Here is a 14,589-nt window from a genome sequence, read left to right on the forward strand (position 1 = left end):
GCGCGGCCGCCGCGCCTGAGCTTCATTCGGCGCCCCACCCCACCCGGCCGGGCTCCGCCCGTCCACCCTCCCCTGTGCCAGGGGAGGGATTTCCCGCGCTTGTCCTTCTATCTTCTCGCCGCCGCCGCTTATCCCCGCTCGCGAAGCAGCCGGCGGATGACCTTGCCGGTGGTCGTCAGCGGCAGTTCGGCGACGAACTCGACCTCGCGTGGGTATTCGTGCGCCGACAGCCGGTCGCGGACGAACGTGCGGATCGCGTCGACCAGCGCGTCATCCCCGACGACGCCCTCGCGCAGCTGCACGAAGGCCTTCACAATCTGGGTGCGCGTCGGATCGGGCTTGCCCACGACCGCCGCGAGCGCGACCGCCGGATGGCGGGAGAGGCAATCCTCGATCTCGGTCGGGCCGACGCGGTAGCCGGACGAGGTGATGACGTCGTCGTCGCGGCCTACGAAGCGCACGTAGCCGTCGGCGTCCATGACCGCCTGATCGCCGGTGGTCATCCAGTCGCCGCGGAACTTGGCCGCGGTCGCCTCCGGCTGGTTCCAATAGCCGAGGAACATCACCGGGTCCGGCCGGCGCACGCAGATCTCCCCCGGCTCGCCCGGCGCGCAGGGCCGTCCGTCGGCGTCGAACAGCGCCACCTCGTGGCCCGGCGTCGGCCTGCCGACGAAGCCCGGGCGCGACACGCCGACGCCTGCGGCGGAGGCCAGCACGTAGTTGCACTCGGTCTGGCCGTAGACCTCGTTGACGGTGAGGCCGAGCTCGTCCTGGGCCCAGCGGAACGCCGCCTCGCCCAGCGCCTCGCCGGCCGACACCACCGAACGCAGCTCCAGCCGGAAGCGCCCGCGCGGCTTCGCGACCGCGGCCATCAGCCGGAGCGCGGTGGGGGGCACGAAGGCGTTTCGGATCTCGGCCTCCTCCAGCAGCGCGAAGGCCGCCTCGGGATCGAACTTGGCGCGGGGCTGCGCCACGACAGGCACGCCATAGTGCAGCGCCGGCATCGCCAGGTTGAGCAGGCCGCCCGCCCAGGCCCAGTCCGCCGGCGTCCAGGCGCGGTCGCCCGCCCTCGGCAGGAAATCGTGGGTCATGCGGAAGCCCGGCAGGTGCCCGATCAGCACCCGGCCGGCGTGCAGCGCGCCCTTGGCCGCGCCGGTCGTGCCGGAGGTGTAGATCATCAGCGCGGGCGCTTCGGGCCCAAGCTCGACCTCGGGCGCCGTTCCGCCCTCCGCGAGCAGCGCGTCGTAGCCGAGCGCGTCGCCGGAGGCGCCGTCGACTGAGACCACGATCTCGAGCGCCGGCGCGGGCGTCTCCATGCCGGCCAGCCGCTCCAGCCCGCCCGCCGTGGTGACGACGGCCTTCGCGGCGGAGTCGGTCAGGCGGTGCGCCAGCGCGTCCGGCCCGAAGGCGAGCGCGAGCGGCATGGCGATGGCGCCGAGCCGGGAGATCGCCACATGGGCGACGATCGCCTCCGCGCCCTGGGGCAGCATCACCCCGACGCGGTCGCCGCGCACGACCCCGCGCGCCGCGAGGCCCGCGGCCAACGCATGGGAGGCCGTGCGGATCTCGCCGTAGGTGGTGGGGACGAGCGCTTCGCCGGGCCGCTTGACGAGCACCGCGACGCGGTCGGGCTCGTCGATCGCCCAACGGTCGCAGATCGCTTCGGCGATGCTGAAGCGGGCCGGCAGGTTCCAGTCGAAGGCGGCGCGGAGCCGGTCGTAGTCCCTGATCTCCGGCAGAAGCACGGCGTCCTCGCCGAGCCGCGCCGGCCCGCCGCCGCTCACGCGTCGGCCGCCTTGACGACCGGCGCGAAGGCCTTGAGCACCTCGTCGTAGACGCCGCGCTTGAACGGCACGATCAGCTCCGGCAGTTCGGCGATGTCGGCCCACCGCCAGTCCGAGAACTCGGCCTTGTGGCCGCCGGGCGAGGCCACGTCGATCTCGGCGTCGGGGCCGGTGAAGCGAAAGGCGAACCAGCGCTGCGTCTGGCCGCGGTAGCGGCCGGAGCGGGTGCGCGCCAGCACCTCCGGCGGAAAGTCGTAGGCGTACCACGCGGGGGATTCGGCGATCAGCTCGACCGACGACACGCCGGTCTCCTCGTAGAGCTCGCGCTTGGCGGCGGCCAGGGGCTCCTCGCCCCGGTCGATCCCGCCCTGCGGCATCTGCCACTCGTAGGCGCGGGCCCTGGGCTCGACGTCGCCGCCCTTGCGGCGACCGACGAAGACGCGGCCGTCGGCGTTGACGAGCATGATGCCGACGCAGCGGCGGTAGGGAAGATCGGTCATGGGCCAGTCACGATCGGGTCTGCGCGCCGCCGGCGGCGCTGACGGGCACGAGCGCGACGCCGCGCTCCGCCAGACCCGCCCGCCAGATGTCGACGCGTTTCAGGAGCAGGGGCGACAGCGTGGCCCAGCCGACGGCGACCGTGCCGGAGCGCGCCTCGCGTTCGAGGCGGGCGAGCGCCACGTCGACGCCCTCCGCGTCGGACGCGGCGTCGACCACGACGGCGGGACGGGCGAAGGGCAGCCCCGCCTGGCTCGCGATCGGCGAGGCCTTGTCGGCGCGGTTGGGCGCGCCGCCGATGAACATCAGCCCGCGCCGGGCGAGCTCGACGAAGATCGGCTGCAGCGCCGGCTCGGTCTCGAGGAAGCGGGCGCCGGCGAGCGGAGCGAGGCCGACATAGCCTTCGGCGCGGCCGAGCGACCAGCGCAGCCGCTCGAGGTTGGCGGACGCCGGCAGGTTGGTCAGCAGCGTCTGCGGGCCGGGGTCGTTGGCGGGGTAGTCGAACGGCTCCATCGGGGCCTGGAGCAGCACCTCGCGGCCGCCGCCGCGTGCCTTGGCGACGAGATCGGCGACGTCGGATCCGTAGGGAGAGAACGCGACCGAGACCTCAGCCGGCAAGGCCGCCAGCGCCTGCAGCGTCGCCTCTCGGCCGACGCCCAGGCCGCCGACGACCAGCGCGACCCGCGCGCCCGTGGCGGTCTCCGCGCCGCGGGCGTAGGCGTCGAGCGGCCGCCGGCCGTCGGCCGCGACGCGCGGCAGGCCGCCGTAGCGGCTGTCCTCCAGAAGCGCCTTGTCGATCTCGCCCGGCGCCGCGGGCGCCCCCCCGCGGGCGGGGCGCGCGTCCTCCGCGCCGGGGACGCGAATGATCACGGGACCGCTCTTCGGCATGGGATCGCCCGGCCGCACGATCGGCACCCCGTCGCGGGCCGCGGCCTCCGGCTTCGCTTCGGCGTGGGTCTCGGGCGCCGCCGCAGCCTCCGGGGCGGGAGCGCCGCGGCGCTCGATCGCCGCCGTCATGACGGGCTGGCCGCCGAGCGGGTCGGTCACGACCATCGCCCAGACGCCGCCGAACGCGAGGACCGCTACGGCGGCGACCGCGACGACCAGCGCCGGATCGACGCGCGGACGCCGACGCGCGGCCGCGGCCCGCGTCTTCGCCAGTCTGCCCTCCACGGGCTTCTCGAGATCGTCGTGGGTCATCGCCCCGGATCGTTGCGCGCCTTCCCGATGGCGCGGTGCGAATCATAGCGGATTCGCACCGCGGCCGCCTCAGGCTTTCGCCGGAGACGGCCGCGGAAGATCAGGTCGGACGGCGCCGGCGTCAGTTCGCGCTGGAGGACTTCGCCGCCGGCGGGAAGTTGGCGTTGCTCTGGATGCCGCGCAGCAGGTCGAGCGCGTAGTTGAGCTGCTTGTCGTCCTTCTTGTCGGCCGGAACATAGGCCGAGGAGCCGGACGCCTCGTCGTCGCCGTTCTTGAGGTGGCCCTTCAGGCCGGCCTCGCCCTTGGTCTCGTCCTTGCCCTTCACGTCCTCGGGGATCTCCTGGACACTCTCGATGTCCGGGACGATGCCCTTGGCCTGGATCGACTTGCCCGAGGGCGTGTAGTAGCGCGCGGTGGTCAGGCGGATCGCGCCGTTGCCGCCGAGCGGGATGATGGTCTGGACCGAGCCCTTGCCGAAGGAGCGCGTGCCGAGCACCGTCGCGCGGCGGTGGTCCTGCAGCGCGCCGGCCACGATCTCGGAGGCCGAGGCCGAGCCGCCGTTCACCAGCACGATGATCGGCTTGCCCTTGGCGAGGTCGCCGGAGCGCGCGTTGAACCGCTGCGATTCGTCGGGGTTGCGGCCGCGGGTCGAGACGATCTCGCCGCGCTCGAGGAACGCGTCGGAGACCGCGATCGCCTGGTCGAGCAGGCCGCCCGGGTTGTTGCGCAGGTCGAGCACGTAGCCCTTGAGCTTGTCCTTGGCGATCTTTTGGTCGAAGTCCTCGAGCGACTTCTTCAGGCCCTCGAAGGTCTGCTGGTTGAACTGGCTGACGCGGATGTAGCCGATGTCGTCGCCCTCGACGTTGAACTTCACCGAACGGATCCGGATGACGTCGCGGACGATCTTGATCTTGACCGGCTCGGTCGCGCCTTCGCGCTGGACCGTCAGCTCGATCGGCGTGTTGACCGGCCCGCGCATCTTCTCCACGGCCTGGTTCAGGCTGAGGCCCTGGATCGACTTGCCGTCGAGCTCGGTGATGATGTCCTTGGCGCGGACGCCGGCGCGCGCGGCCGGCGTGTCGTCGATCGCGCCTTCGACGCGGATCTGGTTCTCGAACATCTGCACTTCGATGCCGAGGCCGCCGAACTCGCCGGAGGTCTGCGTCTGCATGTCCTTGAACGCCTTGGCGTCCATGAAGCTCGAATGGGGATCGAGCCCGGAGAGCATGCCGTTGACGGCCGATTCGATCAGCTTGGCGTCGTCCGGCTTCTCGACGTAGTCGGAGCGCACGCGCTCGAACACGTCGCCGAACAGGTTGAGCTGCCGGTAGGTGTCGGCGTTGCCGGCCGCTTCCGCGGCTGAGCCGAAGAACGCCCGCGGCTGAAGCGCCATGCCCGCCGCGGAGGCGCCAAGGACGGCTCCGAGCAGGACCAGGGAAACCTTTCGCATCATCCGCCTACCTTTTCGCCTGGGACGCCGGCCCACCATGGGGTCGGGTCGATCGAGCCGCCGTCCTTGCGGAACTCGACATATAGCACGGATTTCTGAGCTCCGGCTGCGGCGGTCGGCGTCGCTCCGGAAGGATCCCCGCTCATCACGGCCACCGGTTCGCCCTTGAGGACGAACTGCTTGAGGCCGACGGTGATCCGCTCCATTCCCGCAAGAAGGATATGATAGCCGCCGCCGGCGTCGAGGATCAAGAGTTGCCCGTAGGAGCGGAACGGCCCTGCGTAGACCACCCAGCCGTCCGCGGGCGCCGTGACCGGCGCGCCGGGCCTCGTGGCGAGCGAAAGCCCCTGTTCCGCGCCGCCCGCGCCGTTCGGCCGGCCGAAGTCGCGAAGCTTCTGACCCGACACCGGCAGCGGCAGCATGCCGCGCGTCTCCGCGAACGGCAGCGCCGGCGCCAGCCTGGTGGCGTCGTGCAGGGCCGCGAGGTCGACCTTGCGCCGCGTCTCGTCGCCGGCGGGCCGGCCAGCCGCAGCCGCAGCCTGCGCGGCCTCGGCCGCGGCGCGGGCGCCGGCGACCTCCTGCTCCACGCGGGCGATCAGCCCCTCGAGGTCCTTGACGTCGCGGGCGATCGCCTGCGCCTTGGCGGTCTCGTCGGCGAGATCCGTTTCGCGGGCGCCCATGCGGCGCTGGCGTTCGTCCACCAGCGCGGCGAGGCGCGCGCGTTCGCGTCCGAGGTCGGCGAGTTCGCCGGCCAGCTCGTCGCGCTCGTCGGTCATCATGCCTTTGAGGCGGGACATTTCGCGCAGGTCCGAGCCGAGCGATTCGGCCTCCGCGCGCATGTCCGGCACCACCGCGCCGAGCAGGATCGCGGAGCGCACCGCCTCCAGCGCGTCGTTGGGGCGGACCAGCAGCGCCGGCGGCGGCTGCCGTCCCATGCGCTGCAGCGCGGCGATCACTTCCGCCAGAACGCCGCGCCGCGCGAGCAGCGAGGCTTTCAGCTGGCGCTCCGATTCGGCCATCTCGGCGATGCGCGTCTCGCGCTCGGCGACCTGTGGCTCGCGCTGGCGAATGGCGCCGGCGGCGTCGATCAGGGCGGCCTGCAGCTTGCCGCGCTCGCCCTTCAGCGCCTCGATCTCGGCGGCGATGCGCTGGCGCTCCTCGTCGGCCAGCCGCAGCGCGTCGCGCTTCTCGTCGAGCGCCTTGCGCTGGTCCTCGGAGACGGCCGGCGGCGGCCCGTCCTGGGCGCGCGCGAACGCGCCCGACGCCGCGGCCAAGGCGGCGCCGAGCCCAAGCGCGCGGAGAAGGCGAAGTCGGCTCATCGGGGGATTTGAGCGGCCTGAGGCTTAAGGTTTCGCTAACCACACCTGCCGGGTTTTCGGCCGGCCCGCAACGGGGCGGTGGAAAACCATCGCGGAAGAGCGCGGGTCTCGACGCGCAAGCTTGGCCGGCTCGGTCGAGGATAGGCGCGCCGTCGCGGTCCCCCTCTCCCCTTGCGGGAGAGGGTTGGGGTGAGGGGTCGTCCGGGACGACCTCCATCGCTTCAGGATGTCCCGGATGACCCCTCACCCGGCGCTCCGCGCCACCTTCTCCCACAAGGGGAGAAGGGAAGAGGGCGGCCGGCTTCAGGATCTCACGACCGGTGGTAGGGATGACCTGCGAGGATGGTCGCGGCGCGGTAGAGCTGTTCGGCGAGCAGCAAGCGCACGATCTGGTGCGGCCAGGTCATCGCGCCGAAGGCGAGCTTCGCGGTGGCGCGCGCCAGAAACTCCTCCGCCAGCCCGTCCGCCCCGCCGATCACGAAGGCCACGCCCGCCGCGCCGTCGTCCCGGCGGCGGCCGAGGTCGGCGGCGAAGGCTTCGCTCGAGGGCGACTTGCCGCCCTCGTCCAGCGCGTAGATCAGGAGCCTGGGGTCGAGCGCGGCTGTAAGCGCCGCGGCCTCGTCGCGCTTTCGGTCGTCCGGCCTGCGGGCGCGGCTCTCGTCGAGCTCCACGAGCTCCGGCGCGGACAGCGCGATCCCGCGGCCGACCTGGCCGGCGCGCTCGACGTAGCGGCCCAGGAGTTCGCGTTCGGGCCCGGCCTTCAGCCGGCCGACGGCCGCAATGACGAGACGCATCGCGGCGCGGCGATCAGGACGCCGAGGCTTCCACCGGACGGTCGGCGGACCACATCTTCTCGAGATTGTAGAAGGCGCGGACCTCCGGACGGAAGACGTGAACGATCACGTCGCCGGCGTCGATCAGCACCCAGTCGCAATGGGGCAGGCCCTCGACCAGGGCCTTGCCGTGCCCCTGGGCGCGGAGCTCCTCGACCAGCTTGTCGGCGATCGAGCCCACGTGCCGGTTCGAACGACCGGTGGCGATCACCATCTCGTCGGCCAGCGCGGATTTTCCGCGCAGGTCGATGACCACGGTGTCTTCCGCCTTGTTGTCGTCGAGCACATCGAGGATGAGGTGAAGCAGCGCCGGGTTCGCCGCATCGGGCGCTCCGCCGCCGATATGAGGCGCCATCAACGGCGTCTCCTTCAGCGCTATGGTGGACAGGGGTCTTCGCCTTCCGTCAGCCGTCCTCTTAAGCCGGAGGCTCCTCCGACCGCTTCCACATTAACGGCTTCGCAGGGCCTTTTTCAACCGCCTCAACCCAGGAAAGCGCCGCAGCGTTCACGAATCCTGTCGGACGCCGCGCAGCGCGGTGGAGGACAGCGGCGAACGGGGGCCGTGCAGGAAGGTCCAGGCCGGCGGCGGCGAGCCGGCGAGTTCGGCCGCGGCGGCCTCCGGAACGCGCCGTCCCGCCATGCGCGCGGCCGCCCGGGCGCGAATCGCGGAGAGCGTCGCGCCGGGGCGGTCGACCACCGCGATCGGGACCTTGGCCGCGATCGCGCGCCAGCGCTCCCACATGTGAAACGTCTCGAGGCTGTCGGCCCCCATGATCCACACGAAGGCGACGCCCGGCGCCCGTCGGGCGAGATGCGCGATCGTGTCATGAGTGAACCGGGCACCGAGGGCGTCCTCGAATCCGGTGGCGACGATGCGGGGATGACGCGCGACCGCCTGCGCCGCGGCGACCCGCGCCGCCACCGGCGGCAGTTCGGCGTTGTCCTTCAGCGGATTGCCGGGCGTCACCAGCCACCACACCCGGTCGAGCTTCAGCCGCTTCATGGCGGTGAGCGTCGCCAGCCGATGGCCGGCGTGCGCCGGATTGAACGAGCCGCCGAACAGGCCGATCCGCATGCCCGGGGCGTGCGGCGGCAGCACCGGCGTGCCGACGCGACCCGCCGCTCCCCGGGCTTGGCGGTTCACGGACGCGTCTGGCCCGTCCCGCGGACGCGGTAGTTGAAGGTCGTCAGCTGCTCCAGCCCGACCGGCCCGCGCGCGTGCAGGCGGCCGGTGGCGATGCCGATCTCGGCCCCGAAGCCGAACTCGCCGCCGTCTGCGAACTGGGTCGAGGCGTTGTGCAGCACGATGGCGCTGTCGACCTCGGCCAGGAAGCGCGCGGCCTCCGCCTCGTCGGCCGTGACGATCGCGTCGGTGTGATGCGAGCCGTAGGCGTCGATGTGAGCGAGCGCGCCCTCGAGACCGTCGACCACCCGAACCGCGATGATCGCGTCGAGGAACTCGGTGCGCCAGTCCTCGTCGGTCGCGGGCGTCACGCGCGGATCGACCAGCCGGGTCTCCGCGTCTCCGCGCACCACGCAGCCCGCGTCGAGCAGGTCCGTCACCAGGGCCGAGAGGTGGGAGGCTGCGACCGCGCGGTCGACCAGCAGCGTCTCGGCGGCGCCGCAGACGCCGGTGCGGCGCATCTTGGCGTTCATCAGGATCGACCGCGCCATGGCGAGGTCGGCGCCGGCCGCGACGAAGACGTGGTTGTTGCCGTCGAGATGGGCGAACACCGGCACCCGCGCCTCGGCCTGCACGCGGGCGACGAGGCCCTTGCCGCCGCGGGGCACGATGACGTCGATGTTACCGTCGAGGCCCGCGAGCATGGAGCCCACAGCCGCGCGGTCGCGCGTCGGCACGAGCTGGACCGCGTCTTCCGGCAGGCCGGCCTCGGCGAGGCCGAAGGCGAGCGCGGACTGGATCGTGGCCGAGGAGCGGAAGCTGTCCGTGCCGCCGCGCAGGATCGCGGCGTTGCCGGCCTTGAGGCACAGCGCGCCGGCGTCGGCGGTGACGTTCGGCCGGCTCTCGTAGATCACGCCGATGACGCCGAGCGGCGTGCGCACGCGCTCGATCGCGAGGCCGTTCGGCCGCGTCCAGGCCGCGGTCGTCTCGCCCACGGGGTCGGGGAGCGCCGCGACGGCCTCGAGGCCGTCGGCCATGCCCTTGATCCGGGCCGGGGTGAGGGTCAGCCGGTCGAGGAAGGACGCGGCGACGCCGGACGCGCGGGCGGCCGCGAGGTCCGCCTCGTTCGCGGTCAGGATCTGCCGCTCTGTCGCGAACAGGCGGCGCGCCGCGGCCTTCAGGGCCTCGTCCTTCGCCGGGCGGGCTGCGAGCGCGAGCGTCTTCGCGGCGGCGCGGGCGCTGCGGCCGACCTCCAGCATGATGGCGTCGATCTCGATGAGCCGTTCGGCGGCGGCGGACATGGCTGAACCTCCAAGGGAACGCGCCCTTTAGCGCGTTTCGGAAGCCGCGTCATTACACCGTGGGCGCTGAACGGACCTGCGCGAGGTCCCAAGCCGCGGTCATGGTCCGGCTTGAGCGGACCGTCGATGTCAGCCGTCGCGTTCGACGTCGCCGGTGGGTTCTCCGGTCAAGCCGGAGGACGACAGCGCGCTTTACGCCCCCGTCAGGACGAGATCGTCGCGGTGGATGATCGCCGAGCGCCCCCGGAAGCCGAGGATCTCCTCGATGGCGGCGGTCGGCTTGCCCACGAGCCGTTCGGCGTCGGCGGCGTCGTAGGCGACGAGGCCGCGCGCAAGCTCCTCGCCGTCCGGCGCCCGCACAACCACGGCGTCGCCGCGGGCGAACTCGCCCTCGACGCGCAGCACGCCCGCGGGCAGCAGCGAGCGTCCATGGTTGAGCGCGGTGGCGGCGCCTGCGTCGACGAAGATCGCGCCGCGGGGGGCGAGCACGCCGGCGATCCAGCGCTTCCGGGCCTGCGTCGGGTTCTCGCTCGGCAGGAACCAGGTGCAGCGCCCGCCCTGCTCCACCACCGAGAGCGGGCTGTCGACCTTGCCGGAGGCGATCATCATGTGGATGCCCGCGCCGGTCGCGATCCGGGCGGCCTCGACCTTGGTGCGCATCCCCCCGCGCGAAAACTCCGACGCCGCCCCGCCGGCGATCGACTCCACCGAGGCGTTCACGCGCTCGACGATCGGGATCAGCGTCGCGGTCGGATCCTGGGCCGGGGGGGCGGTGTAGAGCCCGTCGATGTCGGAAAGCAGCACAAGGCAGTCCGCGCTCGCCATGGACGCGACGCGGGCCGCCAGCCGGTCGTTGTCGCCATAGCGGATCTCGGAGGTCGCGACCGTGTCGTTCTCATTGACGACCGGGATCGCCTTCAGCGCCAGCAGGCGGGCGAGCGTGGCGCGCGCGTTGAGGTAACGCCGCCGCTCCTCGGTGTCGCCGAGTGTCAGCAAAAGTTGACCTGCGGTTAACCTGTGATCACCCAGAACCTCGGACCACGCGCGGGCCAACGCGATCTGTCCCACCGCGGCGGCGGCCTGGCTGTCCTCCAGCCGCAGCGCGCCGCGCGGCAGCCCGAGCACCGTGCGGCCGAGCGCGATCGCCCCCGACGACACCACGATCACCTCCGCACCACGTGCGGCGTGGCGTGCGAGATCGGCCGCGAGGCTTTCCAGCCAGGCGCGCTTGAGCGCGCCCGCGACCTGGTCGACGAGCAGCGCCGAGCCGATCTTGACGACGATGCGGTTGAAGGAGGCGAGCGAGGGAGCGGTCACGTTGTGAAGGCCGGCTGGATGTCGGTGTGGGTAAAGTCATCGCCCTTGAAGAGCAGCGGGAGACGGTGATGTTTCGCGACGGCGTATGACATGCAGTCGCCGAGATCGAGCTGAGCCTTAGTGCCGCGCCCCTTGCCGAAATGGGAGATCGCGAAATCGGCCGCGCGGTAATGATCGAGCGTGAACGGCGTGACCTCCAGCGTTGGATCGTCGAGAAAGTCGTTCATGAAAAGCGAGGCCTTGCCGTCCGATCCAAGTTTGCCCGCCAGCACGACCCGGGCCTCGATCAGCGTCGGAGCGCCGACCAGCGCGCCCCTGGCGACAAGCCGCACGAACGCCTCCTCTTCCGGCTCCGCCAGGGCGATCGCGATGATCGCGGACGTGTCGAGAGCGATCACTTCGGCAGACCGTACTCGTCGTACAGGTCGTCATGGTCCGAGGTGGCTCCGGGAAGCGCCTGCGCTGCGGTGCGCTTCGCCAATGCGCGCAGCGATTCATACCGCTGCAACTGAGTTGGGGTCATGCCGTCCACCGCCGGCAGGGTCTCGCCGTAAACCCGCAGGGCGTCTCGGACGACGTCGGTCACCGGCCGCCCGACGCGGCGCGCAATGATGTGCGCGAGTTCGTAGGCTTCGTCGTTACGGACGTTCAGCTGGCGTCCCATGCTAGCTCTCCTTGAACACGAGCTAGCATACACCCGCGCCGTTACGGCCGCCACGCCTCCACGGCGATCTGCGGCATGGCCTCGGCCGCCTCGACGCCCTTGGCCTCGTCGATCACGCCGAGCAGTTGGCGCAGCGTCGCGTCGATCGCCTCGCCGGACTGGGCGGAGAGCACCACCGGCGTCTTCTTCGCCGCGCGCTTCAGGCGCTGGAGCTGCTGCTTGCGGAGCTCCGGCGAGAGCGCGTCGGCCTTGGACAGCGCGACGATCTCGGGCTTGTCGGTCAGCCCGCCGCCATAGGCCTCGAGCTCCGCCCGCACCACCTTGTAGGCCTCGCCGGCGTGCTCGGAGGTCCCGTCCACCAGATGCAGCAGCACGCGGCAGCGCTCGACGTGGCCGAGGAAGCGGTCGCCGAGGCCGACGCCCTCGTGCGCGCCCTCGATCAGGCCGGGAATGTCGGCCATCACGAACTCGCGGCCGTCGACGCCGACCACCCCGAGGTTCGGGTGCAGCGTGGTGAAGGGGTAGTCCGCGATCTTGGGCTTCGCGGCGGAGACGGCGGCCAGGAAGGTGGACTTGCCGGCGTTCGGCAGGCCGACGAGGCCCGCGTCGGCGATCAGTTTCAGCCGCAGCCAGATCCAGCGCTCCTCGCCCTCCTGGCCGGGGTTGGCGCGGCGCGGCGCCTGGTTGGTCGAGGTGGTGAAGTAGGCGTTGCCGAAGCCGCCGTTGCCGCCCTTGGCGAGCACGTAGCGCTGACCGATCTCGGTGAAGTCGAAGAGCAGCGTCTCCTCGTCCTCGTCCAGGATCTGCGTGCCCACCGGCACCTTCATGACCACGTCCGCGCCGTTCGCGCCGGTGCGGTTCTTGCCCATGCCGTGGACGCCGGTCTTGGCCTTGAAATGCTGCTTGAAGCGGTAGTCGATCAGGGTGTTGAGGCCCTGCACGCACTCCACGATGACGCTGCCGCCGCGGCCGCCGTCGCCGCCGTCGGGGCCGCCGAACTCGATGAACTTCTCGCGCCGGAACGAGACGCAGCCGGCGCCCCCGTCGCCGGAACGCACATAGACTTTGGCTTGGTCGAGGAATTTCATGAACGTCGCTTCGTCGTCTGGCGTGTCAGGCGCGCGAGGCTCGCGACAAACGCGTCATGCCCGCTTTTGGCGGGCGTCCACGACTTGAGCGTCGCGTTCGACGTCAGGAAAGGCTCGTGGACGCCCGCCAAAAGCGGGCATGGCGGCGTGCGGCCGTGCGCAGCAGCCGGCCACTGGCCAAACTGCTTTCGCGCAGGCTCTAGCACATTTCTGGCGTAAGCGAACGTCCCAAGGTCAGCGGCGCGGAGCGGCCATGCGGATCACGATGTCGACCGTGCCAATGGGCAGCCCGAGCTTGGACACGCGGGCCTTGTTCTCGACGACGCCGGGGCCGCGGCGCACCAGCGTGTCCTCGAAATGCACCTGCGCCGTGCTTCCGCCGGTCTTGAGCTTCACGTCGTAGGACAGGCGCAAGGTGTTGCCGCTCTCCACACCGGTCGCGACGCCCACAACGTCGTCACGGCGGCCTTCGTAGCGGCCGGGGCCGACTCGGCGGAAGCGCCAGACGTGGCGCTCGGTCTCGCCGTCGGCGTAGGCGATGTCCTCGGCGAGATCGAGCCCCTGCGCGGTGCGACGGCCGTTGAAGACCACCTTGAACGGCCGGGTCGAGCCGGTGAGCGTGTTTCGGAACACGCCCTCCCCCGTACCCCGTCCGGCGAAGGTCCGCTCCAGCGCGAAGGCGGGCCCGGGGCCGTCCTCGCCGACGACCTTCGGCGCGCCGGCGCAGGCGGCGAGAGCAACGGGGAGAGCAAGAGCGGCAAGGACAGCGCGCATGGAAGATGCCTCCGGCGGACGGGACGGTCGACGTGGATACGTCGCCCGTCCCGCCGCGGATGCGCCGCCCGTCAGCCCCCGAAGGCGCGGACGTCCGACGCCGCCCATTCCCGGAACGACAGGAAGGTGTCGCGGTCGAGCCGGAAGCGATCCGCCGCCAGCGAGCCGCCGGAGGCGGGCCGCACCAGCGTCGAGCCCTCCCACTGGAAGCCGCAGCGGATCAGCACCTGGCGCGAGGCCCAGTCGCTCGCCCGGCAGTTGGCGCGCGCCGCCTTGGCGCCGCCGCCGAGGAAGGCCGCCTCGAGCGTCGCCCGCGCCGCCTCCACCATCAGGCCGCGGCCGCGGTGGGCCGCGCCCAGCCAGAAGCCGAGCTCGACCACGCCCGGCTCCACCGACCGCCAGCCGACGCCGCCCACCACCGTCCGCTCATCCTTGAGCCGCAGGATCAGGCTGAGGTTGGTCGGCCGCATCTCGCGCGCCGCACGCAACACGAGGGCCTGGGCGTCCGCGGTGAGGGCGAGTTCGGCGAAGGGCGCCGTGGCGAGGCCGAACGGAGCCTCCGCGGCGCTTGCGATCTCGGCCACGTCGGCGCGCGTCGGCATGCGCAGGCTGAGGCGCGGCGTCTCGATCGCCGGCTGGCCGTCGACCCAGGCGGCGCGCGCAAGCGCCGACGTCGCGATCCGCACGGTCGCGCCGCGCGCCTTTGAGCAGACCTCGGTCTCGCCGGTCGGCTGAAACCCGAGTCGCGCAAGAAGACGCCCCGAGGCGGGGTTGTCGAGCATATGCCCGGCGGCGATCGTCGCGACGTCGGTCGTGGCGAAGACGAAGTCGACGAAGGCGCGCACGGCCAGCCGGCCGACCCCGCGGCCGTGGAAGGGCGCAGCCAGCCAATAGCCGAGCTCCGGCGTCACGCCGGAGGCGTCGATCGCGACCACGCCGGCGAGAACGCCGTCCACCGAGACGCCGGCCGCGAGCATGTCGCGGCGCCCGGCGACGCTCTTCAGCCAGGCTTCGGCGTCGTCGAGGCCGTAGGGATGGGGGACCTGCGTGAGATTTCGGGCGACGGCGACGTCGCTCAAGGCCGCGGCGATGGCCGGGGCGTCGTTCAGGGTCAGGCGGCGGAGGCGGACGATCGTCTCCGCGGTGGTACAGTCTTCGAGCAACAGACCTTCATCGAACAGCATCGACATCGAACCGGACCTTCCGAAACGGCGACGGGGGAGAACGGTCGCCCGTCT

General features: G+C 72.0%; 15 protein-coding genes. All 15 read right to left on the reverse strand.

Annotated elements, in window-relative coordinates; translation table 11 throughout:
- Nucleotides 1–128: 128 nt before the first annotated feature.
- Nucleotides 129–1,784: an AMP-binding protein gene (locus JOD31_RS06975; RefSeq protein WP_204949584.1), complete on the reverse strand. Its 1,656-nt coding sequence runs from the start codon at nt 1,782–1,784 to the stop codon at nt 129–131.
- Nucleotides 1,781–2,284 carry an RNA pyrophosphohydrolase gene (locus tag JOD31_RS06980; RefSeq protein WP_204949585.1) on the reverse strand — a complete coding sequence of 168 codons (504 nt, stop codon included), beginning with the start codon at nt 2,282–2,284 and terminating at the stop codon, nt 1,781–1,783. Before JOD31_RS06980 ends, JOD31_RS06975 begins: the two co-directional genes overlap by 4 nt.
- Before the next feature lie 7 nt (nt 2,285–2,291).
- A complete protein-coding gene (locus JOD31_RS06985; protein ID WP_204949586.1) occupies nt 2,292–3,482 on the reverse strand; it encodes a divergent polysaccharide deacetylase family protein in 1,191 nt (396 codons plus the stop codon).
- Between the two features lie 121 nt (nt 3,483–3,603).
- Nucleotides 3,604–4,932 (reverse strand): S41 family peptidase, encoded by a 1,329-nt coding sequence (locus tag JOD31_RS06990; RefSeq protein ID WP_204949587.1) that lies wholly within the window; start codon nt 4,930–4,932, stop codon nt 3,604–3,606.
- Nucleotides 4,932–6,251 (reverse strand): murein hydrolase activator EnvC family protein, encoded by a 1,320-nt coding sequence (locus JOD31_RS06995; RefSeq protein ID WP_204949588.1) that lies wholly within the window; start codon nt 6,249–6,251, stop codon nt 4,932–4,934. Before JOD31_RS06995 ends, JOD31_RS06990 begins: the two co-directional genes overlap by 1 nt.
- A gap of 311 nt (nt 6,252–6,562) precedes the next feature.
- Entirely contained in the window at nt 6,563–7,045 is a 483-nt protein-coding gene (gene rlmH, locus JOD31_RS07000; protein WP_204949589.1) for a 23S rRNA (pseudouridine(1915)-N(3))-methyltransferase RlmH, read from the reverse strand.
- 13 nt (nt 7,046–7,058) lie between these two features.
- Complete coding sequence (rsfS, locus tag JOD31_RS07005) at nt 7,059–7,439, reverse strand: ribosome silencing factor (protein ID WP_020187938.1); 381 nt, start codon at nt 7,437–7,439, stop codon at nt 7,059–7,061.
- A 150-nt stretch (nt 7,440–7,589) separates the two neighbouring features.
- Nucleotides 7,590–8,159 carry a nicotinate-nucleotide adenylyltransferase gene (locus JOD31_RS07010; RefSeq protein ID WP_204950398.1) on the reverse strand — a complete coding sequence of 190 codons (570 nt, stop codon included), beginning with the start codon at nt 8,157–8,159 and terminating at the stop codon, nt 7,590–7,592.
- 65 nt (nt 8,160–8,224) lie between these two features.
- Nucleotides 8,225–9,508 (reverse strand): glutamate-5-semialdehyde dehydrogenase, encoded by a 1,284-nt coding sequence (locus JOD31_RS07015; protein ID WP_204949590.1) that lies wholly within the window; start codon nt 9,506–9,508, stop codon nt 8,225–8,227.
- A 192-nt stretch (nt 9,509–9,700) separates the two neighbouring features.
- The gene (gene proB / locus JOD31_RS07020) at nt 9,701–10,825 is read right to left on the reverse strand and encodes a glutamate 5-kinase (RefSeq protein WP_204949591.1); all 1,125 of its coding nucleotides are present in this window, start codon (nt 10,823–10,825) and stop codon (nt 9,701–9,703) included.
- Nucleotides 10,822–11,223 carry a type II toxin-antitoxin system VapC family toxin gene (locus tag JOD31_RS07025; protein WP_204949592.1) on the reverse strand — a complete coding sequence of 134 codons (402 nt, stop codon included), beginning with the start codon at nt 11,221–11,223 and terminating at the stop codon, nt 10,822–10,824. The genes proB and JOD31_RS07025 overlap by 4 nt, the downstream gene beginning before the upstream one ends.
- On the reverse strand, nt 11,220–11,489 hold the full coding sequence (locus tag JOD31_RS07030) for a type II toxin-antitoxin system VapB family antitoxin (RefSeq protein WP_204949593.1): 270 nt from the start codon (nt 11,487–11,489) through the stop codon (nt 11,220–11,222). Before JOD31_RS07030 ends, JOD31_RS07025 begins: the two co-directional genes overlap by 4 nt.
- A gap of 41 nt (nt 11,490–11,530) precedes the next feature.
- Complete coding sequence (gene obgE, locus JOD31_RS07035; protein ID WP_204949594.1) at nt 11,531–12,577, reverse strand: GTPase ObgE; 1,047 nt, start codon at nt 12,575–12,577, stop codon at nt 11,531–11,533.
- A gap of 234 nt (nt 12,578–12,811) precedes the next feature.
- Nucleotides 12,812–13,351, reverse strand: a complete 540-nt coding sequence (locus tag JOD31_RS07040) for a DUF3833 family protein (RefSeq protein WP_204949595.1) — start codon at nt 13,349–13,351, stop codon at nt 12,812–12,814.
- Between the two features lie 71 nt (nt 13,352–13,422).
- Nucleotides 13,423–14,541 carry a GNAT family N-acetyltransferase gene (locus tag JOD31_RS07045; protein WP_204949596.1) on the reverse strand — a complete coding sequence of 373 codons (1,119 nt, stop codon included), beginning with the start codon at nt 14,539–14,541 and terminating at the stop codon, nt 13,423–13,425.
- Nucleotides 14,542–14,589 lie beyond the last annotated feature (48 nt).

The organism is Methylopila capsulata, assembly GCF_016907975.1.
GTDB lineage: Bacteria > Pseudomonadota > Alphaproteobacteria > Rhizobiales > Methylopilaceae > Methylopila > Methylopila capsulata.